The sequence below is a fragment of the Thalassotalea sp. SU-HH00458 genome, from assembly GCF_040362795.1.
In the GTDB taxonomy this organism is placed as follows: Bacteria; Pseudomonadota; Gammaproteobacteria; order Enterobacterales; family Alteromonadaceae; genus Thalassotalea_H; species Thalassotalea_H castellviae.
Map to the genome: position 1 here is coordinate 274,950 of NZ_BAABWW010000005.1, position 25,947 is coordinate 300,896.

The 25,947-nt window shown below is 37.7% G+C and carries 29 protein-coding genes; 20 read left to right on the forward strand and 9 right to left on the reverse strand.

All coding sequences use genetic code 11. The features are described from left to right. The first annotated feature begins 10 nt into the window (after window positions 1-10). The 15 genes from gspD to ABXH06_RS10165 all read left to right on the forward strand — a co-directional run bounded on the left by gspD (window position 11) and on the right by ABXH06_RS10165 (window position 15,011). On the forward strand, window positions 11-2,113 hold the full coding sequence (gene gspD, locus ABXH06_RS10095; protein ID WP_311581310.1) for a type II secretion system secretin GspD: 2,103 nt from the start codon (window positions 11-13) through the stop codon (window positions 2,111-2,113). A gap of 5 nt (window positions 2,114-2,118) precedes the next feature. Beyond that, window positions 2,119-3,651 (forward strand): type II secretion system ATPase GspE, encoded by a 1,533-nt coding sequence (gene gspE, locus ABXH06_RS10100; protein ID WP_353518127.1) that lies wholly within the window; start codon window positions 2,119-2,121, stop codon window positions 3,649-3,651. A 7-nt stretch (window positions 3,652-3,658) separates the two neighbouring features. Continuing rightward, a complete protein-coding gene (gene gspF / locus ABXH06_RS10105; RefSeq protein ID WP_353518128.1) occupies window positions 3,659-4,882 on the forward strand; it encodes a type II secretion system inner membrane protein GspF in 1,224 nt (407 codons plus the stop codon). Between the two features lies 1 nt (window position 4,883). Then, window positions 4,884-5,324 carry a type II secretion system major pseudopilin GspG gene (gene gspG, locus ABXH06_RS10110; RefSeq protein WP_311581301.1) on the forward strand — a complete coding sequence of 147 codons (441 nt, stop codon included), beginning with the start codon at window positions 4,884-4,886 and terminating at the stop codon, window positions 5,322-5,324. A 41-nt stretch (window positions 5,325-5,365) separates the two neighbouring features. Next, the gene (gene gspH / locus ABXH06_RS10115; RefSeq protein ID WP_353518129.1) at window positions 5,366-6,016 is read left to right on the forward strand and encodes a type II secretion system minor pseudopilin GspH; all 651 of its coding nucleotides are present in this window, start codon (window positions 5,366-5,368) and stop codon (window positions 6,014-6,016) included. Continuing rightward, complete coding sequence (gene gspI, locus ABXH06_RS10120; RefSeq protein WP_353518130.1) at window positions 6,016-6,393, forward strand: type II secretion system minor pseudopilin GspI; 378 nt, start codon at window positions 6,016-6,018, stop codon at window positions 6,391-6,393. Before gspH ends, gspI begins: the two co-directional genes overlap by 1 nt. Window positions 6,394-6,395: 2 nt before the next feature. Further along, the gene (gene gspJ / locus ABXH06_RS10125) at window positions 6,396-7,127 is read left to right on the forward strand and encodes a type II secretion system minor pseudopilin GspJ (protein WP_353518131.1); all 732 of its coding nucleotides are present in this window, start codon (window positions 6,396-6,398) and stop codon (window positions 7,125-7,127) included. Further along, on the forward strand, window positions 7,124-8,110 hold the full coding sequence (gene gspK / locus ABXH06_RS10130) for a type II secretion system minor pseudopilin GspK (RefSeq protein WP_353518132.1): 987 nt from the start codon (window positions 7,124-7,126) through the stop codon (window positions 8,108-8,110). Before gspJ ends, gspK begins: the two co-directional genes overlap by 4 nt. Then, window positions 8,110-9,336, forward strand: a complete 1,227-nt coding sequence (gene gspL / locus ABXH06_RS10135) for a type II secretion system protein GspL (RefSeq protein ID WP_353518133.1) — start codon at window positions 8,110-8,112, stop codon at window positions 9,334-9,336. The genes gspK and gspL overlap by 1 nt, the downstream gene beginning before the upstream one ends. Further along, window positions 9,333-9,803 carry a type II secretion system protein M gene (locus ABXH06_RS10140; RefSeq protein WP_311581283.1) on the forward strand — a complete coding sequence of 157 codons (471 nt, stop codon included), beginning with the start codon at window positions 9,333-9,335 and terminating at the stop codon, window positions 9,801-9,803. Before gspL ends, ABXH06_RS10140 begins: the two co-directional genes overlap by 4 nt. Further along, window positions 9,803-10,546: a type II secretion system protein N gene (locus ABXH06_RS10145; RefSeq protein ID WP_353518134.1), complete on the forward strand. Its 744-nt coding sequence runs from the start codon at window positions 9,803-9,805 to the stop codon at window positions 10,544-10,546. The genes ABXH06_RS10140 and ABXH06_RS10145 overlap by 1 nt, the downstream gene beginning before the upstream one ends. 238 nt (window positions 10,547-10,784) lie before the next feature. Beyond that, window positions 10,785-11,435 carry a methylamine utilization protein gene (locus ABXH06_RS10150; RefSeq protein ID WP_353518135.1) on the forward strand — a complete coding sequence of 217 codons (651 nt, stop codon included), beginning with the start codon at window positions 10,785-10,787 and terminating at the stop codon, window positions 11,433-11,435. Further along, window positions 11,425-13,749: a bifunctional diguanylate cyclase/phosphodiesterase gene (locus ABXH06_RS10155; RefSeq protein WP_353518136.1), complete on the forward strand. Its 2,325-nt coding sequence runs from the start codon at window positions 11,425-11,427 to the stop codon at window positions 13,747-13,749. The genes ABXH06_RS10150 and ABXH06_RS10155 overlap by 11 nt, the downstream gene beginning before the upstream one ends. Then, window positions 13,733-14,554, forward strand: a complete 822-nt coding sequence (locus tag ABXH06_RS10160; protein WP_353518137.1) for a DUF3034 family protein — start codon at window positions 13,733-13,735, stop codon at window positions 14,552-14,554. The genes ABXH06_RS10155 and ABXH06_RS10160 overlap by 17 nt, the downstream gene beginning before the upstream one ends. 4 nt (window positions 14,555-14,558) lie before the next feature. Beyond that, the gene (locus ABXH06_RS10165; protein WP_503012493.1) at window positions 14,559-15,011 is read left to right on the forward strand and encodes a group I truncated hemoglobin; all 453 of its coding nucleotides are present in this window, start codon (window positions 14,559-14,561) and stop codon (window positions 15,009-15,011) included. 9 nt (window positions 15,012-15,020) lie between these two features. On the opposite strand, the gene yrfG is transcribed toward ABXH06_RS10165, so the two are convergent. Then, entirely contained in the window at window positions 15,021-15,707 is a 687-nt protein-coding gene (yrfG, locus tag ABXH06_RS10170; protein WP_353518139.1) for a GMP/IMP nucleotidase, read from the reverse strand. 89 nt (window positions 15,708-15,796) lie between these two features. Between yrfG and nudE the strand changes: the two genes are divergently transcribed. Genes nudE through ABXH06_RS10185 form a run of 3 tightly spaced genes read left to right on the forward strand, consistent with a single transcriptional unit; the run spans window position 15,797 to window position 17,799 of the window. After that, window positions 15,797-16,354: an ADP compounds hydrolase NudE gene (gene nudE / locus ABXH06_RS10175; protein WP_311581266.1), complete on the forward strand. Its 558-nt coding sequence runs from the start codon at window positions 15,797-15,799 to the stop codon at window positions 16,352-16,354. Next, window positions 16,351-17,169, forward strand: coding sequence for a 3'(2'),5'-bisphosphate nucleotidase CysQ (gene cysQ, locus ABXH06_RS10180; RefSeq protein WP_311581264.1), 819 nt, complete (start codon window positions 16,351-16,353; stop codon window positions 17,167-17,169). The genes nudE and cysQ overlap by 4 nt, the downstream gene beginning before the upstream one ends. Window positions 17,170-17,211: 42 nt before the next feature. Continuing rightward, complete coding sequence (locus ABXH06_RS10185; RefSeq protein WP_353518140.1) at window positions 17,212-17,799, forward strand: YceI family protein; 588 nt, start codon at window positions 17,212-17,214, stop codon at window positions 17,797-17,799. Here the strand turns inward: ABXH06_RS10185 and ABXH06_RS10190 are convergent. The 5 genes from ABXH06_RS10190 to ABXH06_RS10210 all read right to left on the reverse strand — a co-directional run bounded on the left by ABXH06_RS10190 (window position 17,786) and on the right by ABXH06_RS10210 (window position 22,020). After that, window positions 17,786-18,022 (reverse strand): YheU family protein, encoded by a 237-nt coding sequence (locus ABXH06_RS10190; RefSeq protein ID WP_311581258.1) that lies wholly within the window; start codon window positions 18,020-18,022, stop codon window positions 17,786-17,788. The two genes, ABXH06_RS10185 and ABXH06_RS10190, sit on opposite strands and share 14 nt — an antisense overlap. Window positions 18,023-18,145: 123 nt before the next feature. Beyond that, on the reverse strand, window positions 18,146-18,835 hold the full coding sequence (locus ABXH06_RS10195) for a flagellin (protein WP_353518141.1): 690 nt from the start codon (window positions 18,833-18,835) through the stop codon (window positions 18,146-18,148). A gap of 158 nt (window positions 18,836-18,993) precedes the next feature. Beyond that, window positions 18,994-19,122, reverse strand: a complete 129-nt coding sequence (locus ABXH06_RS10200) for a DUF3149 domain-containing protein (RefSeq protein ID WP_353518142.1) — start codon at window positions 19,120-19,122, stop codon at window positions 18,994-18,996. Between the two features lie 167 nt (window positions 19,123-19,289). Further along, a complete protein-coding gene (locus ABXH06_RS10205) occupies window positions 19,290-20,030 on the reverse strand; it encodes a tetratricopeptide repeat protein (protein ID WP_311581249.1) in 741 nt (246 codons plus the stop codon). A gap of 73 nt (window positions 20,031-20,103) precedes the next feature. After that, on the reverse strand, window positions 20,104-22,020 hold the full coding sequence (locus ABXH06_RS10210; protein ID WP_353518143.1) for an ATP-binding cassette domain-containing protein: 1,917 nt from the start codon (window positions 22,018-22,020) through the stop codon (window positions 20,104-20,106). Window positions 22,021-22,128: 108 nt separating this feature from the next. Here ABXH06_RS10210 and ABXH06_RS10215 point away from each other — a divergent pair, with 108 nt between their 5' ends. Beyond that, window positions 22,129-22,320, forward strand: coding sequence for a YheV family putative zinc ribbon protein (locus tag ABXH06_RS10215; protein WP_303455202.1), 192 nt, complete (start codon window positions 22,129-22,131; stop codon window positions 22,318-22,320). Between the two features lie 61 nt (window positions 22,321-22,381). Here the strand turns inward: ABXH06_RS10215 and ABXH06_RS10220 are convergent, their stop codons facing one another. Both ABXH06_RS10220 and ABXH06_RS10225 read right to left on the reverse strand, forming a co-directional pair. Further along, on the reverse strand, window positions 22,382-22,621 hold the full coding sequence (locus tag ABXH06_RS10220) for a SlyX family protein (RefSeq protein ID WP_311581241.1): 240 nt from the start codon (window positions 22,619-22,621) through the stop codon (window positions 22,382-22,384). Beyond that, window positions 22,603-23,598 carry a WD40 repeat domain-containing protein gene (locus tag ABXH06_RS10225; RefSeq protein ID WP_353518144.1) on the reverse strand — a complete coding sequence of 332 codons (996 nt, stop codon included), beginning with the start codon at window positions 23,596-23,598 and terminating at the stop codon, window positions 22,603-22,605. Before ABXH06_RS10225 ends, ABXH06_RS10220 begins: the two co-directional genes overlap by 19 nt. 127 nt (window positions 23,599-23,725) lie before the next feature. On the opposite strand from ABXH06_RS10225, the gene bamJ reads away from it, so the two are divergent. Then, window positions 23,726-24,481, forward strand: a complete 756-nt coding sequence (bamJ, locus tag ABXH06_RS10230; protein WP_353518145.1) for a BamJ family beta-barrel-assembly machinery protein — start codon at window positions 23,726-23,728, stop codon at window positions 24,479-24,481. Window positions 24,482-24,555: 74 nt separating this feature from the next. On the opposite strand, the gene ABXH06_RS10235 is transcribed toward bamJ, so the two are convergent. Then, entirely contained in the window at window positions 24,556-25,467 is a 912-nt protein-coding gene (locus tag ABXH06_RS10235; RefSeq protein WP_353518146.1) for a S1/P1 nuclease, read from the reverse strand. Window positions 25,468-25,947 lie beyond the last annotated feature (480 nt).

A 25,947-nucleotide genomic window follows, 5' to 3' on the forward strand; every position in this document is an offset into this window, starting at 1 on the left:
GGAATTTTTCATGCGCAAGACTGTATATGCGTCTTGGTTAAAACGAGCAGTAGTAATTTTATCTACCGTATGTGTTTTTAATGGCTTATTGCTAACGGCAAGTTCAGCCAGTGCTGCTCAATATTCACCAAATTTTAAGGGTACAGATCTTAACGAGTTTATCAATATTGTTGGTAAAAACCTTAAAAAAACCATGATTGTTGACCCTAATGTTCGTGGCAAAGTAAATGTCAGAAGTTACGACTTGTTAACCGAAGAGCAGTATTATCAATTTTTCCTAAACGTCTTAGAAGTTTATGGTTTTGCCGCAATAGAAACCGGCAATAACATCATCAAAGTTGTTCGTAATAAAAAAGCAAAATCTGCCGCAACGCCTTTAGTAGATGATGACAACCCTGGGGTTGGTGACGAAATGGTTACCCGAGTGGTTGAAGTAAAAAATGTCACCGTGCGCGAGTTATCACCATTATTACGTCAAATGTCAGACCAAGCGGGCGGTGGTACAGTAGTAAATTACGATCCCGCCAATGTTTTTATTATGACTGGTACAGCGTCTGTGGTTAATCGTTTAGCAAATATCATTAAACGTGTTGACCGAGCAGGTGATCAATTTGAGCAAATCATTAAACTACAGTTTGCATCGGCTGGCGAAATGGTGCGTATCGTTGAAGCGTTAAATAAATCAAGCCAAGGTAAAGCAGGCAGTACACCAAGTTTTCTAATTCCAAAAATAGTGGCAGATGAAAGAACCAACAGTGTTATCGTCAGTGGCGAAAAACAGGCTCGCGAACGTATTGCAAAATTAATTCAACGTTTAGACAGTGAACTGGAAAATAACGGTAACACGCGCGTCTATTACCTGAAGTACTCAAAAGCTGAAGAATTAGTGGATGTGTTAAAAGGGGTGAGTGAATCAATAGAAGCTGAAGCCAATACAAGCAGTACAAATAAACGTAATAGCCAAAAACGTAATATCAGTATTGAAGCGCATAAAGATACTAATACTTTAGTGATCACTGCACAGCCAGACATGCTACGTTCATTAGAGGCGGTTATCCGTCAACTTGATGTACGTCGTGCACAAGTACTTATTGAAGCAATCATTGTTGAAGTGTTCGAAAGTGATGGCGTAAATCTTGGCGTTCAATGGTTTCATGAACAAGGTGGCTTTACTCAATTTAATAATGGACCGGCTTCAATCAGTGCAGTTGCTGGTGCTGCTGAAGCGGCTAAAAGTATTGAAGGGGATATTGTTCCAGCGGTTTACTCTTCTGAAACTGGTGAAAAAATAAGTGATGAATATCGCTTAAACGATACTAAAGGTGATTATAACTTACTCGCACAAGTGCTTGGCTCAGTGAATGGTATGATGTTCGGCATCTTAAAAAATGATTGGGGGGCAGTAATTCAAGCGGTAAGTGCGGATACTAATTCCAATATTTTAGCAACACCAAGTATCACCACGTTAGATAACGAAGAAGCCCATTTCTTAGTGGGTCAAGAAGTACCTATTATTACTGGTTCAACAACAGGCAGTAATAACAACAACCCATTCCAAACGGTCGATCGTCAAGAAGTTGGGATTAAATTAAAAGTAACTCCACAAGTGAATGAAGGCACTGGCGTACAGTTAACCATTGAACAAGAAGTTTCGTCGGTCAGTGGTGCCACAGGTGTTGATATTTCTATTAATAAGCGTGAAATCAAAACAACTGTTATGGCAGATAATGGCGCGACGGTAATTTTAGGTGGTTTAATTGATGAAGATGTGCAAGAAAGTGTGCAAAAAGTTCCTCTGTTAGGCGATATTCCAATTCTCGGTCATTTATTTAAATCAACCAGTAATACGAAACGAAAACGTAACTTAATGGTTTTTCTTCGTCCTACGATTATTCGTGACGGCAAGTTGATGAACCAAATCAGTCAAGATAAATATAATTTCATTCGTGCCGATCAAATTCGTAAACAAGAAGACGGTTTAGAGTTATTATCGGATGAAAAATTACCTTTGTTACCGGCTTGGAATGATGAACTGTCATTACCGCCATCGTTTGATGAATATCTTGATAATAAACAACAAGATAAAAAATCAGATAATGGCGTAGAGAAGTAAAGCGGATGAGTGAAGAAATATTGAACTCTACTGTAGAATCGATCCTAGATGCACCGGATGAAGTTGTACCACAGTCGATACGCTTACCGTTTGGATTTGCCAAACGGCATAGTGTGCTGTTTCAAAAAGTCGACGATGAATTAAGATTACATTGTTTAGAAAATGTTGATGTTAATGTGTTGATTGAAGCTAGGCGTGTGGTGAAACAACCTTTTACTTTAGTCACCGAAACCGCTGACAAATTTGAGTTATTATTAGCTAATGCTTATCAGCGTGATTCTTCTGAAGCTAAGCAAATGATGGAAGACATTGGCAATGAAGTCGATTTATATTCCTTAGCTGATGAAATGGTTGAAACAGAAGACTTACTTGAAAATGAAGATGATGCCCCGATCATCAAAATGATCAATGCCATGCTTAGCGAGGCGATCAAAGAAAATGCCTCAGATATTCATATTGAAACCTTTGAAGAGTCTTTGCAAATACGTTTTCGTGTTGACGGTGTTTTACGAGAAGTCTTAAAGCCAAATCGTAAACTCGCTTCATTGTTAGTTTCTCGTATCAAAGTTATGGCTAAATTAGACATTGCCGAAAAACGTATTCCACAAGATGGCCGTATTTCATTACGTATTGCCGGTCGAGCAGTGGATGTGCGTGTATCAACAATGCCAACAGGTCATGGTGAACGCGTTGTTTTACGTTTATTAGATAAAAATTCTGCGCGCTTAGACCTACAAGATTTAGGCATGACAGATGCCAACCGTGTCAAATTTTCACAATTGATCGATAAACCTCATGGCATCATTTTAGTCACTGGGCCTACTGGCTCAGGTAAATCAACGACTTTATACGCGGGATTAAGCCAAATTGATCATAAACAGCGCAATGTTTTAACGGTTGAAGACCCGATTGAATACGCCATCGAAGGAATCGGTCAAACTCAAGTCAATACCAAAGTTGATATGACCTTTGCCAGAGGATTGCGCGCTATTTTACGTCAAGATCCTGATGTGGTGATGGTGGGGGAAATTCGAGATTTAGAAACGGCGCAAATTGCTGTACAAGCAAGTTTAACAGGGCATCTAGTGTTATCAACATTACATACCAATACGGCTGCCGGTGCCATTACTCGGATGGAAGATATGGGGGTAGAGCCCTTTTTATTATCGTCAAGTTTATTAGGGGTTTTAGCGCAGCGTTTGGTAAGAACTTTGTGCCCACATTGTAAAGAAAGCCACTTACCTGATGAAGAAGAATTACACTTACTAGGTTTAACTAGCGATAATCAAACACATATTTACCGAGCTGTCGGCTGTGTTGAGTGTAATCATAAAGGATATAAAGGTCGTACCGGTATTCATGAATTATTGCTAGTAGATGATAAAGTGCGCGAATTAATCCATAACGGCAAAGGCGAACAAGAAATCGAAAAACTTATACGAAAATCTACACCAAGTATTCGTCGAGATGGTTTTGATGAAGTACTTGCCGGCAATACCACACTTGAAGAAGTGCTTCGCGTTACCCGAGAAGATTAATAAATAAATGGCAGCTTTTGATTACCAAGCGGTTGATAACCGTGGAAAAATAAAAAAAGGCGTGATTGAAGGCGATACGCCCAGACATGTACGAGCACTGCTACGTGACCAAGGCTTAATGCCAACAGAAGTTACGGCGAGTTTAGTAAAAAGTAAACAAAAGCAGCAATCCTCTGGGTTTGGCAATCGTCAGAAAATATCAGCTACGGAGTTGGCATTATTTACCCGTCAATTAGCCACTTTAGTCGAATCAGGATTACCTCTTGAAGAATCACTGTTAGCGGTTGCTGAGCAATGTGATAAAAACTCCATGAAAAGTATGGTAATGGCGGTTCGAACAAAAGTTACTGAAGGATACGGTTTAGCTGAAAGCATGGCTGAGTTTCCACATGTTTTTAGTCATTTATTTCGTGCTATGGTAGCGGCTGGTGAAAAGTCAGGTCATTTAGATAAAGTATTAGACCGATTAGCTGATTACACTGAACAACGTCAAAAGCTTCGCTCACAAATGATCCAAGCGATGGTTTACCCTGCGATCATGACCGTGGTTGCCATTGGCGTTATTGTCGTTTTACTGACTTCAGTCGTACCACAAATAATTGGCCAGTTTGAACATTTAGGTGCGAGCTTACCAGGAACGACTCAGTTTTTAATTGCCAGTAGTGAATTTTTACAGAATTATGGCTTGGCAATATTTTTGTTGCTCGTTATCGTTTTTATGGTGTTCTTACAATTAATGAAGCGCCCACACTTTCGATATCAAGTGCATGAGAGGCTGTTGGTTTTACCAGGACTTGGTAAAGTTATTCGTGGAGTGAATACTGCTCGATTTGCCAGAACGCTTAGTATTTTAACTGCAAGTGCAGTACCGCTATTAGAAAGCATGAGTATTGCCGGTGAAGTATTAGAAAACTTGTACATTAAAGATAAAGTTAAACAGTCGGCTGATAAAGTACGAGAAGGGTCAAGTTTGCGATTATCGCTTGAACAAACCAAATTATTTCCACCTATGATGCTTCATATGATCGCAAGTGGTGAAAAAAGTGGTCAACTAGAACATATGCTTGGTCGAGCGGCGGATAACCAAGATAGAGAGTTTGAAGCCTTAATGAATATTTCATTAAAGGCATTAGAGCCAGCAATTATGGTGACTATGGCAGGTATCGTGTTGTTTATCGTAATGGCGATTTTACAACCGATTCTTCAATTAAATACATTGATAGGAAGTTAACATGAAAAAGAAAATGCAGTCTAAACAATCAGGTTTTTCTTTATTAGAAGTCATGGTGGTGCTGGTTATCATCGGCATCATTGCCAGTATGATCGTACCAAATTTAATGGGCAGTCAAGACACCGCTCGAGAACAAAAAGCTGTGATTGATATAGGTTCATTGGAAACCGCGTTAGGCATGTATCGCTCACAAAATTATAATTATCCAACGACTGAACAAGGGCTTGAAGCCTTAGTTGAGCAAACAGAAATAGAGCCGATCCCTCGTCGTTTTCCTGAAGGTGGTTATATTAAACGTTTACCTCAAGACCCATGGGGTAACGACTATCAGCTTCTAAACCCTGGTGAACATGGGAAAATGGATATTTTTTCAATGGGTCCTGATGGCGAAGCCGATACAGACGATGATATTGGAAATTGGAATTTAGCTGATTATCAATAAAATATTGCCACAAAATAAAACTACCCACACCTATTTAAGCAATGTTAAAAAAAGGTAGTAGAAGAAGACAACCACAAGGCTTTACGTTAATTGAAGTCTTGTTGGTGATCGTGGTGATCGGTTTGATGGTGGCTGCCATTCAAATTAATTTTTCCTCCAATAAACCTGAGTCACAACTAGAACAGGAAGCACATCGTTTTGCCGGTGTTTTTAATTTAGCGGCAGAATATGGTTTATTGAATAATCTTGAATTAGGCTTATTTATTGACGAAAACACATATCAATTTGTCGGTTATGACGGATTGCGATGGACTGCGCTACCTGATAACGAAATATTAACTCCTCATGAATTACCAGAAAATATCATCATCTCTTTAATGTTTGATGATCTCCCCTTAGAACAACCTCCTTTAGTGTCTGCGGAATTGTTTACGCCGCACGATGAACATTTAGATGAGATGCAAGAAGGGTTAAGTGAAGATCAAAAACCAATCATTCCACAAGTGTATATATTATCTGGCGGAGATATCACACCGTTTCGTGTTGATTTTTCTTTTCATCCACAATGGTTTGACGCACCTGATACTTCGTTCTCGGTAATAGGATTATATAGTACACCAGTTGATGTTGTTGGTCCGTTCGTTAATGGTGAGATATTTTCTGCTGAAGATCATTATGGGAAAAACGAGTAATGGTTTTAAAGCGAGTTTGGCAAGGTTTTACGTTAATTGAAGTGTTATTGGCTTTATCGGTATTTTCACTTGCGGGATTAGCACTACTTGATACTGCTGACACACACTTTAATAGCTTAAATAATTTAGAAAATAAAATGATTGCTGATTGGGTAGCGTCTAATCAACTTGTTGAAGCTAGCCTTGATGAATCTTGGCCACCTAAAAATAATAAAACGGGTAAAGTAACCATGGCAGGGCGCGAATGGTTTTGGACACAAAAAGTGATTAAAACTCAAGACAATGACATGCGGTCAATTGTCATAGAAGTAAGACAAAGCGAAAACTCAGAGTTGGCACTTACTAGCTTGATGACTTATGTTTCAAAAGGCATTTAGTGATGAGTTTTCTTGAAAAACGTCAAAAGAGTCGAGGCTTTACTTTAATAGAAGTTTTATTAGCGATTGCTATTTTTGCAATGATCAGTTTAGCAAGCTTTAGTGTTTTTGATGGCGTGATTCAAAGTGAACGATTTTCTAATGAAAAAATGCAAAGGTTGAATGATATTCAGCGAGCATGGTTGGTTATCGAACGAGATTTTCTACAAATTGCGGCCCGTTCAATGCGGATAGAGGGCGAAGCGCCACTCGAAAATTTTATCCATACTGAGCAAGGAAGTTTTTCTACTAGTGATGAAAGTATTGCCTTCGTAAGACATGGCTGGACCAACCCAGGGTTATTGATCCCGCGTAGTGACTTACAATCAGTCGCTTATCGTATAAATGAAAATGTTTTAGAGCGATTACATTTTAATTTTGTTGATGCAGTAACCGGAGAAGAGCCTAGAGTTCGAAAATTAATTGAACAAGTAACGGGGATTGAAATTGAATATTATTATAAAAATAAATGGCAGAACACTTTAATTAAAGCGCAATTTCCACAAGCAATAAAATTGATTGTAGAAACAGAAGATATTGGCATTATCGAGCGAAAATTTTTAGTGGCAGATGGATTGAACAAAGTTCGTTCAATTGATCCTCGAAGACCTAACTCAAATGATGAGAGTCTAAACAATTCAAAAAATGCACAACGTGGTAATACGCCTGCTTCTTCACAAGGTGAGCGACGATGAAATCGATAAAATGCCAAGGTGTTGCATTAATTACCGTGATGTTAGTGGTGGCATTAGCTGCCATTATTGCTACTCAAATGTTAGCCCGTTTACAATTACAAGTGCAACGCACCACTAATATAAACTTTAATCAACAGGCTTATTGGTATGCGATGGGGGCCGAGGCTTTTGCTAAACGTGTACTATTAACTACCTTTAATGAAGAAAAAGACAGCACACATTTAGGGCAAATGTGGGCACAAGGAAAAACCACTTATCCTGTTGATTACGGTGAAATATCGGGTGAAATAACCGATTTACAAGCGTGTTTTAATTTAAATGCTCTACGTTCACAACCTGTCGAAAGGGGAAGTAATAAAAAAGCACCGGCGAGACTTGCCTTTGAAGAATTATTAATCGCGTTAAATATTGACGAGGTCGATGAATTTTCGGCCGAATATATGGCGGATGCCCTGACAGATTGGCTTGATGGTGATTCTGCTATCGTCAGTGCAGGCGGCGCGGAGGATAATGATTATGCGGCAAAAGAATTTCCATATTTTTCAGCGAATAACTTCTTGGCGAGTGTGAATGAATTACGAGTTATCGAGCATTTTACACTTCCGGTGATCCAAGCATTGAAAGACTATGTATGTGTAATACCCAACAATAACTTGTATCAAGTGAATATCAATACGCTATCACAGGAATCGCCCGAAATATTGCAAGCAATGTTGTCTATGTCTCGAGAAGATGCGGAACAAGCGCTTTCTGCAAGAGAAGAAAATGGTTTTAAAGATGTAAATGCGTTTTTCGAATTACCTGAAATTAAAACGTTAAAATTGACCGAAGAACAAAAACAGCGGTTTGTTGTTGATAGTGAATACTTTAAACTAAAGGCAACAGCAAACTTTAATAATAGCTACTTTCAATTAAATTCTACTTTATATGTAGCTGATAATAATAAAATTAGCGTAATTAGCCGCACTATAGGACGTGACTAATGGCAGAAAATCTAATCATTCGTTTAGGCAGTAATCATCACAACACTATTCATTGGATGGTGTGGAACACTCATGGGCAAGAAATCATTGCCAGCGGCGAGCTATCAGGCGTTGATCAACTCTCGCAATTAACCGAAAAAGCACAATCAAGAGAAGTCGTTGTGTTGGTTCCTAGCTGCGATGTTACGTTGAAAAGCTTACATGTGCCGGCAAAATCACAGAAAGCCATTCGCTTAGCGGCACCTTACATGCTTGAAGACGAATTGGCCCAAGACGTAGAGCAATTGTTTTTTGCTTACGGAGACAATAAAGCCCCTCAATCGGATGAAAATTGTTTTGTTGCGGTTGTTGAACAGCAACAGATGAATTATTGGCTCAGTTGGTTAAATGAAGCGGGTATTTCAACAAAAAGAATGCTACCTGATGTTTTAGCTTTACCTGATGCACAAGAGAATTGGCAAGCAATTATGATTGACAATCAAGTGTTATTAAAACAACACAATTGGCAAGGTGGCTTATTTGATGAAAACCTTTGGCAACAAGCAAATATGCTTTGGAAAAACGGCGAAACTATCAATATCGATGCTTTTTCAACGTTACCCGATTGTGAAGAAAATATCTTAATTCATCCTCAACCCGAAGAATTACCACTGGCATTATTTGCTCAGCAACTTTCTCATTCAAATTTCAATCTATTACAGGGTGAGTTTCAAGTTAAATCAACACGCTCCCCTTTGCTAAAAACGTGGGTTTGGGCAGCAGGTTTTGCTGGGCTAGCTTTGTTGGTTAATTTGCTTTTGAAATCTGCAACTTTATGGCAGATAAATAATCAAAATCACGCACTTGAGCAACAAATTATAGCGCAATATAAATTAGCTTTCCCTGAAACTAAACGAGTGCGCATTTCAACGATTCGTTCACAATTAAAAAGAAAAATGGCTGAGATCGGAACCACCAGCAATGAGGGAAGTTTTTTGGTGATGTTAACAACTATACAACCCGCTTTTTCACAAGTTCCTCAGTTAAAACCCGAGTCAATTAAGTTTGATGGTAAGCGAAATGAGTTACGTATGCAGGCCACGGCAACGAGTTATCAACAGTTTGAACAATTTAAAACCTTATTAGAACGACAAGGCTTTTCTGTTTCGCAAGGTGCTCAAAATAATCAAGGCGATCAAATTACTGGATCATTTAGTATTACTGCCCCGAAAGGAGGTCGTTCATGAAAACTTGGTGGTTAGGCCTTAATTCGCGCGAGCAACGTTTAGTTGGTTCTTTAGCTGGCGTTTTATTCGTGTTTATTTTCTATAGCTTTGTTTGGCAACCTTTACATGAAAATATTGACAAAGGGCAGAGTAAATTAACGCGCCAACAAACGTTATTAACCTTTGTCGCCAGTGAAACACAACGTTATAAAGCGGCAAAAAAGGCGGGTAACACTCAGGCAAGCTCAGGCAGTCTGTCGTCAATAGTCAATCGTAGTGCTAGACAACATGCGATAACTATTACGCGTATTCAACCGCAAAGTGATAGTGTGCAAGTGTGGATAGATAATATTGCCTTTACACAATTATTATCCTGGTTAGAAAAACTCGCGAACGATGAAGGTATTCAAGTAGAAACAATTGATTTAACAAAAGGTGAGCAACCTGGACAAGTGCGAGTGAAACGCTTGCAGTTAGGAAAGATTTAATGGCTAAGTGGTTTAAGATCAGCGTCGGTGTTATTGGCGCTTATGTAATATTTTTATTGGCGTTAATGCCAGCGAGCTTTGTTTTACAGTGGGTAACTTTGCCTAGTCAATTACAGCTAAGTACTGTTAATGGCACTATTTGGCAGAGTAAAATAAAAACAGCTAATTATGATGGATTTATTGTCAATGATATTAAAATAGACGTAAGCCCGCTGTCATTATTAACGCTTGATCCTAACATTGACCTTACCTTCGGCGGTGCGTTGGTGTCAGGTCCAGAAGGTGTTGCTAATATTCATGGATTATTTTCAGCATTACGGATAACGGATGCGAAAATAACCCTAAGCGCTGATAATATTTCCTCTCATTTAAAGTTACCACTGCCGGTTAAAGCGCATGACTTTGTTGATATTAACGTGTCTGAATTTGTTGCCGGTAATGCGATTTGTCAGTCTTTAACAGGAGACATTGCCTGGAATAAAGCGGCCGTAACTGTGCTAGATCAGAAAGTCGCCTTAGGAAAATTATCAACATCACTTAGTTGTGAGCAAGGTGATGTAGTGCTCACTTTAGATGAACAAAATGAGTTAGGGTTAAGTTTTACCGCTTCTGTCAGTCAAGGGTTTGCTGTTTCTGGCAATGGCTTTTTGACGCCGAACAATACTATGCCAAAAGCACTTGAACAAGTATTACCTTTTTTAGGAAAACCTGATCGGCAAGGACGTTATTTGTTACGTTTTTAAGGTTTGTTAGCTAGCGAGAAAAACCTGCGTTTTAAAGATTCAGAACTGCTTACAAAGTGTAGAATATAAAAAATACTTAAGTAGTTGATTTGGCTCTGTTCGTTTTCAATGAATAATTGATTGAATGGAAGATAAAATTACCTAAGGATCTGATGGTTAAGTATTTTTGCGTATTTGGAGTTAGCTTGTCATAATCAAGTCATCATTGTTTAACGTCTAAGTTTAATTTAAGAATAATATGCTTGATAAAAAAACAATATTGGTTGGTTTCATTCTCCTCATTTCTCTTGGTAATGTGGCGCACGCTACAACCATAAATGTTATTAATCAAGATGGTCAGCCATTAGCGGATGTTGTGCTCGAAATTCCTCTTCATCACTCAGAAAAAAATGATTTCACTACACCGTTGATTATGGACCAAATCGATAAATCGTTTGCTCCTAACGTTTTAATAGCGCCAAAAAACAGCTTAGTCTCTTTTCCTAATAGTGATGATATTCGTCACCATGTGTATTCATTTTCAGCGGCTAAAACCTTCGAATTAAAGTTGTATGCTGCTCGCCCAAAAAATCCAATTAAATTTGAACAAGAGGGTATTGTCGTTTTGGGGTGTAATATTCACGACTCTATGGTTGGCTATATTTATGTTCATGACAATACCTATACGGTTAAATCTAATGTGACAGGAAAAATTGAAATAGATGAGATACCTGCTTTGGCGAAATCATTTTATTTATGGCATCCAAATGCAAAGAAAGGTGTTGAACATAGAGAAATGCTACCCATTGCATTGCTTAAGGCTAATAACAAAGAAATCACCCTTACTTTAAATACGAAAACTCCAGTTCCACGCAACACTTTTGGAGAGTTAGGTAAACATGCTCACTAGGTTAAGTATTCGATCACAGGTTGCCTGGTTATCAGCATTACTAATTGTTATTACCGCAATTACGCTGACGACAAGTTACGCATTTAGAACCGCGCAATTAACGGAAAAACAAATTGAGCGTCAAATGCGATATGCTCAAAATGTATTAACTGAATATTTATCTTCACAAGAACAGCTTTTGGTAACCGCTACGCGTGTTTTAACGGCGGACTTTGGCTTTAAGCAAGCGATTGCTACACGAGATAAAAATACCATTGAAAGTGTTTTACTCAATCATGGGGAAAGAATAAATGCTGACTTGATGGTGATGGTTGATTTGCAAGGTGAGCTAATTTCAATCAGCGCCAAGCAAAAGGTTACTAATGCACAAGTCACGGAAAAAGTGAAAAAACTCATTTCGAGTTCAAACCTGACTCAGTTTTTAGTCCTCAATAATCGTATTTATCAGCTCATTATTCTCCCCGTTAAAGCGCCAAGAGAAATAGGGTACGCTATTGTTGGTTTTCAATTGAGTAAAGCCTCATTAGTTAATTTGAAAAACTTAACGTCGTTAGATATTACCTTGGTAGTGAAGGAACAAAATATTGTTTCCAGTATTAGCGATCTTGAGAATGACAGTAATGATCTTTCAATTGCTCCTATTACCACCTTAGATTTATTGATTAGTAAAACAAATTACTTTAACAAAAAAGTGCCTTTTGATGAAAATGCAGGGATTTCTGCCTTGTTATCAACATCACTGAAAGAAGTCCACGAAGAATTTAATCAACTTATTTCATCTATCTTGTTTATTGCTTTGTTGATCATATTAATTTCAATGTTTTTATCCAGACTGCTTTCTAAAGGCATCTCAACACCGCTTAATTACTTAATGAAACTTACCGCCAGAATAAGTCGTGGAGAGTTGAAAATTGAAAAAAATGAACACCGTTTACCGACGGAGTTTAATGAACTTTACTATGCCTTTTCTACAATGGGTGAAGCGATAAGTCATCGAGAAAAAGAGATTAAATTTCAAGCGGAACATGATCATCTGACCGGTTTATATAATCGTCAAATGTTGCTTAATATTATTGATAAGTGTATTAGTGCACACGCAAATTTGTTATTAGCCAGTATCAATATAAAAGGCTTTAACCAAATTAATGACACCATAGGTCCTGAAAATGGTGATGTTATATTGAAAGAGTTAGCAAAACGACTGCAAGATTCTATAAACGCACATCATGAAAATATTAATCTTGGTGCTGCGGGAAGAATTGATTCAGACGAATTTATTTTAGTGTTAGCCATTGCCGATTTAAAAGAAATTGAGCCTGAATTATTAAGCTTACACGACCGATTAACACAAGCTTATTGGGTTGATGATATTAAAATGAACCTTGAATTACATATTGGTTCAGTTAACTCGATTATGCATGGCAAAACACCTGAATTACTGATGCGCCGAGTGATTATGGCAATGCGCTCAGCCACAAAAGAGCAAAAAGCTATCCGTCAATATGAAGACGGAGAAGATGAAGCTTATCTAGAGAAAATTCAAATGATTGAAGAGTTAAGAATGGCGATTCATTCGGAAAATAGTCCGTTATTTCTTAACTATCAACCTAAGTTAAATTTATCAAATAATAAAATTGAGAAAGCGGAAGCGTTAATACGTTGGATCAATAAAGCAGGTAACTTTGTTAATCCAGAGCATTTTGTCAGTTTAGCTGAAAAGTCAGGGCTCATTGTTAGCTTAACTCATTGGGTGATTAAAAATGTTGCGATGCAAATGGAGAAATGGAATGAAATTGGTTTAAGTATTCGCGTTTCCGTTAATTTGTCAGCACAAGATATTCAACATCCAGAGTTTGTCGATTACTTGTTGTCGACTATTGAAAAATATAATGTTTCGCCTAACCAACTAACGTTAGAGTTAACAGAACGTGATTTAGCCGAGAATGAAGAAATTGTCATTGAACGGCTTTCTCATCTTCAAACGTTAGGTTTTCAAATATCAGTGGATGATTATGGTATAGGTCAATCATCATTATCTAAATTAAAAACGTTACCGGTTGATGAGTTAAAAATAGATAAATGCTTTATTCTGTCATTGGAAGCTTGTCCGAAAGATCAAGATATTGTCAGCTCGACGATTTCTTTAGGCCATAAGTTAAACATGCAAGTAGTTGCTGAAGGGGTTGAGAATAAAGAAAGTCTTGCTTTGTTAGCGTCTTATGGCTGTGAGTATGCCCAAGGCTATTATATTTCAAGACCGATAGATGCCGACACCTTTGTGGAGTGGTATAAAAACTATGTACCGAATTATTAGTCTAGTTTTACTAATATTACCTTTACACCTTTTTGCTAATGGAAAAATACTCGCAACGCCAGGAGTTTCTCAAGTAGAAGGTGCTGCTGGCGGTGGACTAGTGCCTTGGGCTCAGTTAGCTGGATATGCAACAGAAGATGAAATCGCCCTTTCAGGGTTTTGCTCATTAGCCACTGTTGATGACTTTCGTCTAGACGTTTGTGGTGCACAGTTGAATTTATATGATCGTGTCGAATTTTCTTATGCGGAACAAAATTTCGAGGTTAATCCACTTGCTCTGACCTTAAAACAGCAAATTTTCGGAGCAAAATTCAGGCTTTATGGCGATATTGTTTACAGCCGTTGGCCACAAGTTTCTATTGGGCTTCAAGCTAAGACAGTTAATACTTTTGATATTCCTGCCGCATTAGGCGCAAAACATGATAAAGGTGTCGATGTTTACCTTGCAGCCAGTAAATTACACCTCGGAGCGGTTGCTGGTTATAACCTATTATGGAATGCGACATTGCGCTACACCGAGGCTAATGAATTGGGTCTATTAGGTTTTGGTGGCAAAGAAGGTAATGGTTCTATTAATGCTGAACTATCTGCGGCAGTATTATTGAATAAGCATCTGGCTGTTGGGGTAGAATATCGGCAAAAGCCGGATAATTTAGGTCTTAAAGAAGATGATTGGCAAGATGTTTTTATTGCTTGGTTTCCAAATAAACACGTTAATATCACCATAGCTTATTTGAACTTAGGCGCTATTGCTACGATAGAAAAACAACAAGGCTGGTACCTATCAATGACAGGCACTTATTAAAATGATTAAACCAATTGTTATCTCGCTTTTTCTCAGTGCTTTATTAGCGGCATGCAGTAATCATAAACCCATTGCTGCCAACCAACCGTTATCAAGCGATCAAGAAACACTTTATCAAGCACTTGGTGGTGCCCCTAAAGTGGAACAAATTGTAGATGCTTTTATTAAAAACATTGCCAATGACGCTCAAATTATTGGCTATTTCTTTGATGCTAATGTTGATCATTTCAGACAAGGTTTTATTCAACATTTTTGTGAAGCTACCGATGGACCTTGTACTTTTGAAGGGGACAGCATGCGTGATATTCATACTGGAATGAATATCACGGAAGGGGATTTTAATCGAGTAGTAGAGTTGTTAGTTCAGTCGTTAGAACAAGCACAAGTAAGTTACCCATTACAAAACCGAATACTTAAAAAACTTGCACCTTTACGTACAGACATAATAAAAATATAACCTAGATCTTTACTTAAGCCTTGAATTTATTGGATTCTTGATAATATCCCCAACTAGCGCACGAAAATCTGTTATTGAAGGGTAATTATTGATAATTCGTGACGGTTTTTGGCTATCAGGGTTGGCGACTGCTAATAAATGTTTAATACCAAATTTCTTTGCTGAGTCTAAAATTTCAAGACTATCATCAACAAAGAGTGTACTGGATAGCTCAAATGGTTGTTTTGCTTGCAAACGTTGCCACAGCTTTTGTGACTCTTTGGTAACACCAAACTCATGAGTGGAATATAAAACATCAAAGTATCGATCTAATTGAGTTCTTTCTATTTTCAGCGATAAGCTTTCAGGGTGTGCATTAGTTACTAAAATAATTTCACGTCCTGATTGTTTTAAAGCGACTAAGAAGTCATGAGCATCAGTACGTAATTGAATTAAATGTTGAACTTCTCTTTTTAACGTTGTGATAGGTAGTTGCGTTTGCTCTGCCCAATAATCAAGGCAGTACCAATCAATAGTGCCTGAGACTTTTTCATAGTGATTGACCAAGTTTTGTTTTGCTTGTGCAAGAGATAATTTAGCCTCTTGACTATAGCGTTTAGGTAAATGATGCAGCCAAAAGTGATTGTCAAAATGTAAATCGAGAATTGTGCCGTCCATATCTAATAAAACCGTCGAAATTTTTGACCAATCAAGCATAGATTTTTCCTAGTATTACAAGTTATCTAAGGTATTATATCTAATAATAAAAATGCGTTCTGAAGTTATTTGATGATTTAGCAAAAATTATGACAGAAAAAAACAACTTACCTTTGATCCGAGATCGCAGACGAATTGCGAAAAGCAATTTATTTGCCATCGAACAAATTGATCTTACGTTTAGCAATGGTGTTGAGCGGGTGTATGAGCGTATGGAAGGGTCAGGGCGCGGCTCTGTAATGATAGTGCCACTTATTGATGATGAAACTATCTTATTAGTGAAAGAATATTGTGCCGGCACTCATAGTTATGAGTTAGGCTTCCCTAAAGGGTTGATAGACCCTGGTGAACAAGCGGCGGAAGCTGCAAATAGAGAATTAAAAGAAGAAATAGGTTATGGAGCAGAGCAGCTTGAATCACTGCATACCGTGGCAATGGCTCCGGCTTTTTTCTCAGGCACGATGGAAATTTTCTTCGCCAAACAGCTGTATTGTGAAAGATTAGAAGGGGATGAACCTGAGCCATTAGAAGTGATTCAGTGGAAATTAGCCGATTATGCAGCGTTACTAGCACGACCAGATTTTAATGAAGCACGTAGTATTGCCGCGTTAATGTTAATAAGAGATAAAATAAAGGATGAGCAATGAAACTAGATCAACTATTAACCATTGCTCTTGAAAGTAGCAAAAAAGCAGGCGTCCAAGTTACCAAGCATTATAAACGTGGTGATTATACGGCTGAAATTAAAGAAGATAACAGCCCTGTCACTAGTGCTGATATAGCCGCGAACGATATATTAATGGCGGAGCTTTCTCGTTTAACACCAAATATTCCTATTATTTCAGAAGAGGTCGGTGCGCTACCGTTAAAAGATCGAAAAGACTGGTCTAGATATTGGTTATTAGATCCTATTGATGGTACTGGTGAATTCATCATTGGCAGTGGCGATTTTGCAGTTAATGTGGCTCTTGTTGAAAATGGCTGGCCGGTTATTGGCGTGATCCACGCCCCTGATCATCAACTTACTTACTATGCACAAAAAGGTGCTGGCGCTTTTAAAGAAAGCGAGGAAGGTTGTCAGCGCATGTCTGTTAAGCCCTATGATGGACAGCGTAAAATAAATGTCGCGGTAAGTCGTCGGCAAAAGCTCAGTTTAATGGGTCAATATTTAAATGATGATTTTGAATTTAACTATATCTCCTTAGGCAGTTGTTCGTTAAAAAATTGCTTAATTGCCGAAGGGGAGGCTGACTGTTATTTACGGATTGGACCTACCGGAGAATGGGATACAGGCGCTAGCCAATGTATTTTAGAAGAAGCCGGGGGGACGATATTAGACAGTGAGTTTAATGCGTTATCGTATAATTTACGTGAAAGCTTACTGAACCCCGATTTTATCTCATTAGGGAATCAAAATATTCCTTGGCAGGACATCATTAAACCTCATCGAGCGGTACGCTAACTTATATTTTTTTTATTATTATCAACAAAGGTTTAGATAAAAATGAACATACATTTTAAAAAAATCACTGGAGCTTTAATTGCTGGATTATTTAGTTGTTATAGCCTTGCTGATTGGCACTTAACACCTGCAGATTCATCGATAAATTTTATTTCGGTAAAAAAAGAACATCTCGTTGAGACGCATACGTTTAAAAACTTTTCAGCATCAATTACTGAGCAAGGGCAAGTTAATTTATCAATTGATTTAACTAGCGTTGCAACAAATATTGCTATTCGTGATCAACGTATGAAAGATCATCTCTTTAATACAAGCCTATTTCCAAAAGCGACTTTTTCTGCTCAATTGAACACCAAAATGTTAACGAATTTACCAAGCGGTACTAGTGAAAATATCGATGTTACCGGTGAGATTAACTTACATGGCCAAAAACAAACCGTTACTTTAAAGGTGTTAATTACAAAATTAACCACAGACAAATTATTAGTGGTGAATCAAGCACCTCTGATTATCAGTGCTGAAGATTTTGATTTGATCGCAGGCATTAATAAACTGCAATCGTTGGCAAACTTACCTAGTATCACCCACCGTGTTCCGGTAAATTTTATTTTAACGTTTACTCATCAATAAACTGATTTTCTGCAAATTGCGCTGCCGGTAAAATATTAACCGTTTGATGTAGTTCAGAATAAACTAATACCGCTTTTTTTTGCACAAGTTGTTCTTTAACTTGTGCAATTTTTTCACTTAAACTTGCTTCCTGTAGTCCATACTCAGTACCTTCCGTTAAAACAAAAGCTTCTATGACGGCGTTAAGTGTTTCAGAGGGTAATGATTGGAATGGAATTATCATAAATATATCGGTTTCTTTTCAGTCGCTAGTGTCGATACTAAGTTTAACGTTTCGCATTAAAAAAGCCTACTGTTCAGTAGGCTTAAATACACCGTATTTATTGAATCAGTGGGATTTGACGAGTTAAATTAATTGATTAATTAATAAACCTTTTCGCGCTTCGCTATCTTTTTTCGCAATGATAGTGGCTTGTAATAAGGTGTCTAGTTTTTCTTTTTCAGCGGTAGTTTTTGCAAAATCGGTATCTTCAATACGTGAACGTGATTCACTCACATTGACTCGACTAGTTTCATAGGTAGAAACTTGACTTGCTAAAGCGTTTGACTCTGCTCCTAGTGTAGCCGCCGTATTATTGAGGGTTTCAAAAGCAGTATCAATTGCTCCTTGTGTTGCCGTTGGATCGCTTGCATCAAGTCCTGCTAAAAAATTTGGGTCATCAAGTACTTCTGCAGCAATAGTATTAATTTGTTCAGTGACTTGATCGAGTTCACCTTGTATTGCACCACCGCTACTTAAGGGGTTACCCGATTGAATGGAAAGTTCTTTTGCTCGCTGTAATCCTTCTGAAATAGAGGCTAGTTGACCAGATTGTACATTATTAATGTTTATTTGATCTTGTGAGTTAATGCTTAATTGTTGATAACCATTTATTTGAGAGGTTAATCTATTCGCTATTTGCAAGCCAGCAGCATCGTCTGCAGCACTATTAATACGTTTCCCAGAGGCAAGTTGCTCATCTTTTTCTTCACGCTCTTTTGTTATGCGCTCAATGAAGCTTAATGTTGGAGAGCTTTGGTTAATAGAAAGACTCATAGTCACCGCCTTTGAAATTTACAACAAGTAGTTCGAAATAATCTAAGTAACTATAGCAAATATCGCGCTGAATCGCTCATATAATAAACAGAATTATACCGGCCTGCTGGTTAATACTGTGTTAAATCGCCAATAAATCATCAAGCTACCGTTAAAATTTAATTATTTTCTTCAATGTTTTTTATGAAGTAATATACATAAAAACTACAAATGCCAATGACGGTTGCTAAGCCGATAAAAGAAATTAGTACGACGGGGTCATTGATTAACATATTAAATAAATTCATAAGATACTCCAAGTATGTTTAATAAAACCTTTTAAGTTATGTGGGTATTTTATCGTATTAACTGGAGAAAGAATGTGATGTAGATCAAGAGATGAATGGAAAGTAATACAGTCCGAAAAGGCATTTCGGACTGTAGTTCGGTATTAACTCTTTTACATAAATAGGGCTTAATAACGTTGCAGAGAGCGCTTTTTATTTTTTAGATCAATTTGTTCAATAATTTGTGCATACAGGGAATTCGCATGATCACGGCCTTTTTGAATATCTTCAACGCTGAGTTTGTGTTCATCCATATCACGGCTTTTAATGGCAGGGGTATAGCCACTTCTTGCTGCAATATAATTCCAAACATATGACATTTCCGTGCTTTTCTTGACACCTTTGCCTTCAAAATACATTAACGCTAAATTAAATTGCGCTAAGGTATAATTTTGTCTAGCAGCCATTTCGTACCATCGTGCAGCTTTGGCTAAATTTCTATCGACACCAATTCCATTGGCGTACATCACACCTAAATTAAATTGCGCACTAGCTAATTCTTTATCGGCGGCTTTTTGCATTAAGACAAAGGCGGTTTTTAAATCTTTTTTAACTATTTCACCTTCACTGTACATAACCGATAAATTAAATAGCGCATCAGGGTAGTTTTGTGCGGCAGCTAAACTCATTAACTCGAAGGCTTTTTGTGGATCTTTTTTAACGCCCCAGCCATTCTCATAAATCAAGGCCATTTGATATTGGGCAGGAGAATATTCTTCCTCTACTAAAGGTTCAAATTCAGCAATAGCAGCTTTAAATTCTCCTCTATTGAGTTGAAAAATTCCTAGTTCTAAATCGCCATCAAAACTAAAAGCTAAAAAACTAGGAGAAAATGATATGAGTAATGCTATTAATTGAAATGTTTTCATAAAGCACCTTTGTGTATTTTTTTTAATGTTCATTTGTTTCTTCTTAAGTGTAGCAATTGATCAAAAAAGTTCGCTATTGTTGTGACATTATTTCTTCAATTTTTTCTTCAAGTTCAAGCCAAAGCATCTCGTTTTCTTCAATATCTTGTTTTAATTTTCCTTGTTCTTTCATTAATTCTGCTAATCGGGTTTTATGCTCTGCTTGATAGATTTCACTCTCGGCTAGAATGCTTTCCACCTCCGTTAACTTCGCTTGCCATTGTTGGACTTTTTTCTCGTATTGCTGAGCTTGTTTTTTTAGCGGCGCTGCGATTTTTCTTAATTCAGCCTGCTGTTGTCGTTGTTGTTTTTTATCTACCGAACTTGTATTTCCTGTTGGTAGTTTTTCTGAATTTTTTGTTGTTTGGCGAGTTAGTTTTTTGTCGTCATTTAGCCATTGTTGATAATCATCGATATCACCCGAAAACTCACTTACTTGGCCATTTGCCACTAGATAAAACTCATCAACACAAGATTCAAGCAAATACCTGTCATGGGCAATAAGGATAATAGCACCATTAAAGTCTTGTAAGGCCAGCACCAATGCTTGGCGCATTTCTAAATCGAGATGGTTAGTCGGCTCATCTAACAGTAATAATTGCGGCTTATCTAATACAATAAGTGCCAACACAAGACGAGCTTTTTCACCACCTGACATAGTTTTTACTGGCGATAATGCTTGATCGCCACTAAAACCAAAACGCCCTAAAAAAGTACGTGCTTGTAACTCTTTAAAGTCAGGTTTTGCGCGAATAATATGATCAATCGCACTGGAAGGCATGTGTAATTGTTCAAGTTGATGTTGAGAAAAATAACCAATTCTCAGCTCTTGGGCGCAATAGCGTGTTCCTTGCAAAATTTTGATGTCACCCGCTAATGATTTAATCAAGGTAGACTTACCGGCACCATTTCGGCCAAGTAAGCCGATTCGACTGCCCGGTACTAAAGAAATATTGGCATGTTTTAATATGATGGCATCGTCATTGTAGCCACAAACACTGTCGTCTAGAGATAATAAAGGATAAGGCATGTAGTCGGGTTTTTCGAAACTAAAGGTAAATTGACTATCTACATGCGCTGGCGCTAAGTCTGGTAGTTTTTGTAAACGTTTTAAACGGCTTTGAGCTTGCTTTGCTTTGCTGGCTTTGGCTCTAAAACGGTCGACAAAAGCAGTGAGGTGTGCGACCTCTTTTTGTTGTTTTTGAAATTGGGCATCTTGCTGAGCAAGTTGCTCTGCTCGTTGACGTTCAAAAGCGGTATAATTACCTGAGTAGAGTTTGGCGGTTTGTTGCTCGATATGTAAGATTTGACCGATAACATCGTCGAGAAAATCCCTATCGTGCGAAATGAGTACTAAAGTTCCGGTATAACGCTTTAACCAACGTTGTAACCAAATGACCGCATCTAAATCTAAATGGTTGGTTGGCTCATCCAGCAACATTAAATCAGCGCGGCTGATGAGCGCTTGTGCTAAGTTTAATCGCATGCGCCAACCACCTGAAAAATCTTTAACAGGTTGAGATAATTGCGCTTGTAAAAAGCCTAAGCCATGCAGTAATTCTCCAGCCCGTGCAGGTAACGAATAACCATGAATGGTGTCTATTTGATTAATAATGGTTGCTTCTAAATTACCATTATCATCAATTCGGGCTTGAGCTAATTTTTTTTCCAACTCGCGAAATTCTTGATCGCCATCTATCACATAATCTAGGGCTGACTTATCAAGTGCGGGTGTTTCTTGTTTTACGGTTGCTATCTTCCAAGTGGCTGGCATTGATATTTCGCCACTATCGGGTTGAAGTTGACCGAGTAATGCCGCAAATAACGATGATTTTCCACAGCCGTTGGCGCCAACTAAACCTACTTTATGATTAGGATGAATAGTAAAGCTTGATGATTTTATTAAGTTTTTGATGCCTCGATCTAAACTTAAGTCTACTGCGGTGATCATGTATTTTCCTTTTGAAACGTTTTCGACGCTATTGTCGCTTTTCCTTATAGGGTTATTCAAGGTAAAATGTCGATAATTCACGCTTTATTAAAAAACAAAAAGTTAACTATGAAAAAAAGATTCATTGCAGGTGCTACATGCCCTAAATGTCAAGCCGTTGATACTATGGCTTTGACAAAAGAAAATGATGTTGAGAAAGTCACGTGCGTTAATTGTGGTGATCAAATGAGTCAACCTGAAGAACATATCGTTAAAGATGTTCGACCGTTAGAACAAGTTATCGGCGTTTTTAAGCCTTAACGGGAAACATCTTTAAAGAAGCATTTTGACTATTATGTAAATCCTATAACGCGCAAAGATATTAATAATGTGGAGGCGGTGGTTCTATTTCTTCTGTTGTTGATTGATTTGGCGTATTGTCTTTAATGCGGTTGGCAATTAATTTTAGTTGAGATTTTAAGTTACTGATCTCGTCTTGATGAATCGCTAGCTCATGATTTAGTTGTTCGATAATGTCGTCTTGAAATGCGTTTCTAGACTCTAACGCTTCAATGCTTGATTGTAAGGTTTCAATGGATGAAGCTAAAGGTTCGTTTGCCATAATTCTGCAAATCCTGAAGATGATTCGGTTAAGATGAAATTATTATCGCTAAAAGCAACGCTATACACAACCGCCCCAGCCGGACGAATATCTTTTCGTGGGGTAACACGCCAACTAGTAAGGCGTTTACCTGTTGCTATCTGCCAAATACTGACTTTACGCGACGGTGCGCCTGTCACTAAGTATTGACCGTCAGGTGAAAAACGAACGGAGCTGAATACTTCTTGTCTATTGGCATATTTTAACTGACTGATGAGTTTGCCGTCTTTTAAATCCCAAATGTTTGCCGACTTTTTACTGTCGGCGGTAAAGGCATAGCGTCCTTTCGCATCAAATGCGACCTTAGTGACTCGGCTTGGGTGATTAAACCTATATATCACTTGGCCTGTTTGTGTGTCCCAGACATACGCGACAAAATCGTTCGAGCCTGAAATCGCAATGCGACCATTTGGTAACATATCCACTGAATTTATTTTTTCATCATGCCCAAGAAATTCAATACGTCTGCCGGTAGTTGGGGTTACATGAAGGACTTTGCCATCGCTCAACCCTAATAAAATGTATTTTCCATTATTCGCTAATGCGATATCTCTAATATTTGACTCTTGAATTTGCCAATAACCTTCAGAGCTGCCAGTTGTTGCATTCCATAAAGAAAAATTGCTTCGGCTGGCGGTTAAGACATGACTGTTATTATCTGAGATGTCTGTGGCAAGTACGAGGTTGTCTGCGGTGTTTTGCTGTTGCGACCAATTAAACTTTAAAGCATTCTTCTCTAGATCCCATAAACTGATGCCATGATGAATTGAAGAAACGACACTGAGTTTACCATCATTGGAAATATTGGCTGCATAAGCCCCTTCTACCGCATGTTGCCATCGCTCTAATGGTTTTTGCCCACTTGGCTGACAGGCAGAAATGAGTAGACTAATCAAGATGCCATAGAGGAAAAGACTACTTCGTTTACAATTCGTCAAAATATTCTACTTTTCTCTTTCGGTGTTTATCGTTAGTATAAGTTCTTTTTTAGCACATGTGTAATACACAGACTATTTAGCTCTGATGATAAAAATTATTTAACAGGGCATTTTGATGGAGAAATGAATGAAATTGTTTAAACCCACTTTAGTGGCCTTGACCCTTGTATCTGTAATTGGTTGTCAAGAAACAAAACAAGAAGAAAAAGCGCCGGTATTAGACACTGAAGTGCAAAAGCAAGCTTATGGGTTAGGTGCTTCAATTGGTATGTTTACTCAGCGTAACTTAGTTGAACAAGAAAAGTTAGGTTTGTCACTTGATCATGAATTATTGCTCCGTGGCTTTAAAGATAGCCTAGCTGGCAATTCAGCGATTGAGAAAGAAGAAATTCAAGCTTTGATGATGAATCTTGAACAAACAATGAAGGCGAAACAACAAGAAGTTGCCGCTAAAGCTGCTGAAGCGAATATTGCCGAAGGAAAAAAATTCCTTGAAGAAAACGCTAAAAAAGAAGGTGTTCAAGTTACTGAATCAGGTATTCAATATTCAGTTATTACTGAAGGTGAAGGTGAAAAACCTGTTGCGACTGACCGCGTTAAAGTTCATTACAAAGGCATGTTCTTAAATGGTGAAGAGTTTGATAGCTCTTATAGTCGTAATCAACCGGCTGTGTTTGGTTTAAATCAAGTCATTAAAGGTTGGACTGAAGGAGTTCAGTTAATGAGCGTTGGTTCAAAATACACGTTCGTTATTCCTTCTGATCTTGCCTATGGTCCAAATGGTAACCCACCACGTATTCCAGGTAATTCAGTGTTGCAATTTGAAATTGAATTATTAGAAATTATGAAACCAGCAGAAGCACCAAAAGTTGGTGATAAGTAACAATAACTTGTTATTTAAAAGAAAAAACCAGTGCTAGACACTGGTTTTTTTATGTCCAATACTTTTAGTTGAGTTTACAATGTCTTATTTAATATTGCTGAAAGCCTAACGGCCGCTTGTAATATTCTTTCGTGCAATATTGCTTGGTAATGTTGGTGATATGCTGTTGTGATGGTTATTTTCTGATGATCTTTTGCTAGACAATTGTCGCCATCAATTTGGCAATAATTAAACGCTTTTGCTCGAATAATGGTTAAAGATTCATTGGCCCAATCAAGCGTGTTACTTTTTTCCCAGCGCTGCTTTGGAGCAGAAGTTAACTGTTCACTCAGTAGATTATATAATTCAGTTTTAAACGCGAGATAATCAAAGTTATCTGATGATTCTTTATTTTTGGCAATCGGATACATTAAGCATTCATCCCAATACCAATGTAAGTTCTCACATCGCCCAACTAGTGGTGTTATTTTATTGCGGTTTCCACCGTAGTCACTTGCAAAACTGATATGTAGAGGCTGGTGTATATCGCCAAGCCAATGACCTAAAAACATTAATGCTTCAACTTTTTCTTGGGCGTTTTCAGCTTGCATAAGTTGCTGACGATGAAATGGAATAGCTGCTGTAATACAGTTTTTTGTACAAGTTTTCTCAGTCACTGAAGTACTAGTTCTTTCAATATTTAAATAATGCCAAGATTTAAAACTATCATAAGCTTTCTTTTTTTTAATAGCATCTGCCCAAGTGCAACTGTCAGCAAAGGTTACTTTGTGAGCTTTTTTATTTCGGTTATAGCTATTGATACGTGATTTGTCTTTGTCTGTTAATTGCGCAAGCAGCTTATCTATTTTTTGTTGTTTATTACTAGGCAATAAATCATAAGATAATTGACAAACGAGTTGGTGGCTGAGTTTGCCTAAGGCAAATACAGGAGTTGAAAATAAAATAAGTAAAATAATACTTGCAATAATTGGCAGTCGAAATGTCATGGTATCTACTTCTGTTAAATAGCAAATGGTGTTTTAGTCAATGCACCTTGGTGATATAGGTATTCTATTCGCCTTCATAAGCGTATGTAAAATGGATTTAATAGATTCATGATAAAAGCATGACGACGCCAATATGGGCTTGAGCCTAATAGAGCTGTCTTTATGATGAGTAATCTAAACGTAAGCACGTCTTCCTAAACATTGTAAAACGGCACTGAATATTGCGGCTAACTATATTCATTAGCATGTTTTTCTGGGTAGTCATGCAGTTTTTTGGTTTAGGTATTTATTTAAATTTAGCCCTTTCAGCTTGTGGTGAACTATCTATTTTTCAAGGGTGTTGTCGTAGTCAATTATGTTGCATAAGCAATAATTGATGATTAATTGCACAATTGTTATATCTTATTCTTAAATAACTATTCATAAAATGTGAATTTTTTGTCAATATAGCGTTAAGTCTTTAGCATTGATTGAACGTTT

Coding starts and splice junctions, on each gene's coding strand:
- gspE (WP_353518127.1), top strand. CDS start 2,119: ATGAGTGAAGAAATATTGAACTCTACTGTAGAATCGATCCTAGATGCA.
- gspJ (WP_353518131.1), top strand. CDS start 6,396: ATGAGTTTTCTTGAAAAACGTCAAAAGAGTCGAGGCTTTACTTTAATA.
- ABXH06_RS10215 (WP_303455202.1), top strand. CDS start 22,129: ATGAAAAAAAGATTCATTGCAGGTGCTACATGCCCTAAATGTCAAGCC.
- ABXH06_RS10150 (WP_353518135.1), top strand. CDS start 10,785: ATGCTTGATAAAAAAACAATATTGGTTGGTTTCATTCTCCTCATTTCT.
- ABXH06_RS10185 (WP_353518140.1), top strand. CDS start 17,212: ATGAACATACATTTTAAAAAAATCACTGGAGCTTTAATTGCTGGATTA.
- gspK (WP_353518132.1), top strand. CDS start 7,124: ATGAAATCGATAAAATGCCAAGGTGTTGCATTAATTACCGTGATGTTA.
- cysQ (WP_311581264.1), top strand. CDS start 16,351: ATGAAACTAGATCAACTATTAACCATTGCTCTTGAAAGTAGCAAAAAA.
- yrfG (WP_353518139.1), bottom strand. CDS start 15,707: ATGCTTGATTGGTCAAAAATTTCGACGGTTTTATTAGATATGGACGGC.
- ABXH06_RS10155 (WP_353518136.1), top strand. CDS start 11,425: ATGCTCACTAGGTTAAGTATTCGATCACAGGTTGCCTGGTTATCAGCA.
- ABXH06_RS10220 (WP_311581241.1), bottom strand. CDS start 22,621: ATGGCAAACGAACCTTTAGCTTCATCCATTGAAACCTTACAATCAAGC.
- ABXH06_RS10235 (WP_353518146.1), bottom strand. CDS start 25,467: ATGACATTTCGACTGCCAATTATTGCAAGTATTATTTTACTTATTTTA.
- gspH (WP_353518129.1), top strand. CDS start 5,366: ATGTTAAAAAAAGGTAGTAGAAGAAGACAACCACAAGGCTTTACGTTA.
- ABXH06_RS10140 (WP_311581283.1), top strand. CDS start 9,333: ATGAAAACTTGGTGGTTAGGCCTTAATTCGCGCGAGCAACGTTTAGTT.
- ABXH06_RS10160 (WP_353518137.1), top strand. CDS start 13,733: ATGTACCGAATTATTAGTCTAGTTTTACTAATATTACCTTTACACCTT.
- bamJ (WP_353518145.1), top strand. CDS start 23,726: ATGAAATTGTTTAAACCCACTTTAGTGGCCTTGACCCTTGTATCTGTA.
- gspF (WP_353518128.1), top strand. CDS start 3,659: ATGGCAGCTTTTGATTACCAAGCGGTTGATAACCGTGGAAAAATAAAA.
- gspL (WP_353518133.1), top strand. CDS start 8,110: ATGGCAGAAAATCTAATCATTCGTTTAGGCAGTAATCATCACAACACT.
- ABXH06_RS10205 (WP_311581249.1), bottom strand. CDS start 20,030: ATGAAAACATTTCAATTAATAGCATTACTCATATCATTTTCTCCTAGT.
- ABXH06_RS10195 (WP_353518141.1), bottom strand. CDS start 18,835: ATGAGTCTTTCTATTAACCAAAGCTCTCCAACATTAAGCTTCATTGAG.
- ABXH06_RS10145 (WP_353518134.1), top strand. CDS start 9,803: ATGGCTAAGTGGTTTAAGATCAGCGTCGGTGTTATTGGCGCTTATGTA.
- gspD (WP_311581310.1), top strand. CDS start 11: ATGCGCAAGACTGTATATGCGTCTTGGTTAAAACGAGCAGTAGTAATT.
- ABXH06_RS10210 (WP_353518143.1), bottom strand. CDS start 22,020: ATGATCACCGCAGTAGACTTAAGTTTAGATCGAGGCATCAAAAACTTA.
- ABXH06_RS10190 (WP_311581258.1), bottom strand. CDS start 18,022: ATGATAATTCCATTCCAATCATTACCCTCTGAAACACTTAACGCCGTC.
- nudE (WP_311581266.1), top strand. CDS start 15,797: ATGACAGAAAAAAACAACTTACCTTTGATCCGAGATCGCAGACGAATT.
- gspG (WP_311581301.1), top strand. CDS start 4,884: ATGAAAAAGAAAATGCAGTCTAAACAATCAGGTTTTTCTTTATTAGAA.
- gspI (WP_353518130.1), top strand. CDS start 6,016: ATGGTTTTAAAGCGAGTTTGGCAAGGTTTTACGTTAATTGAAGTGTTA.
- ABXH06_RS10200 (WP_353518142.1), bottom strand. CDS start 19,122: ATGAATTTATTTAATATGTTAATCAATGACCCCGTCGTACTAATTTCT.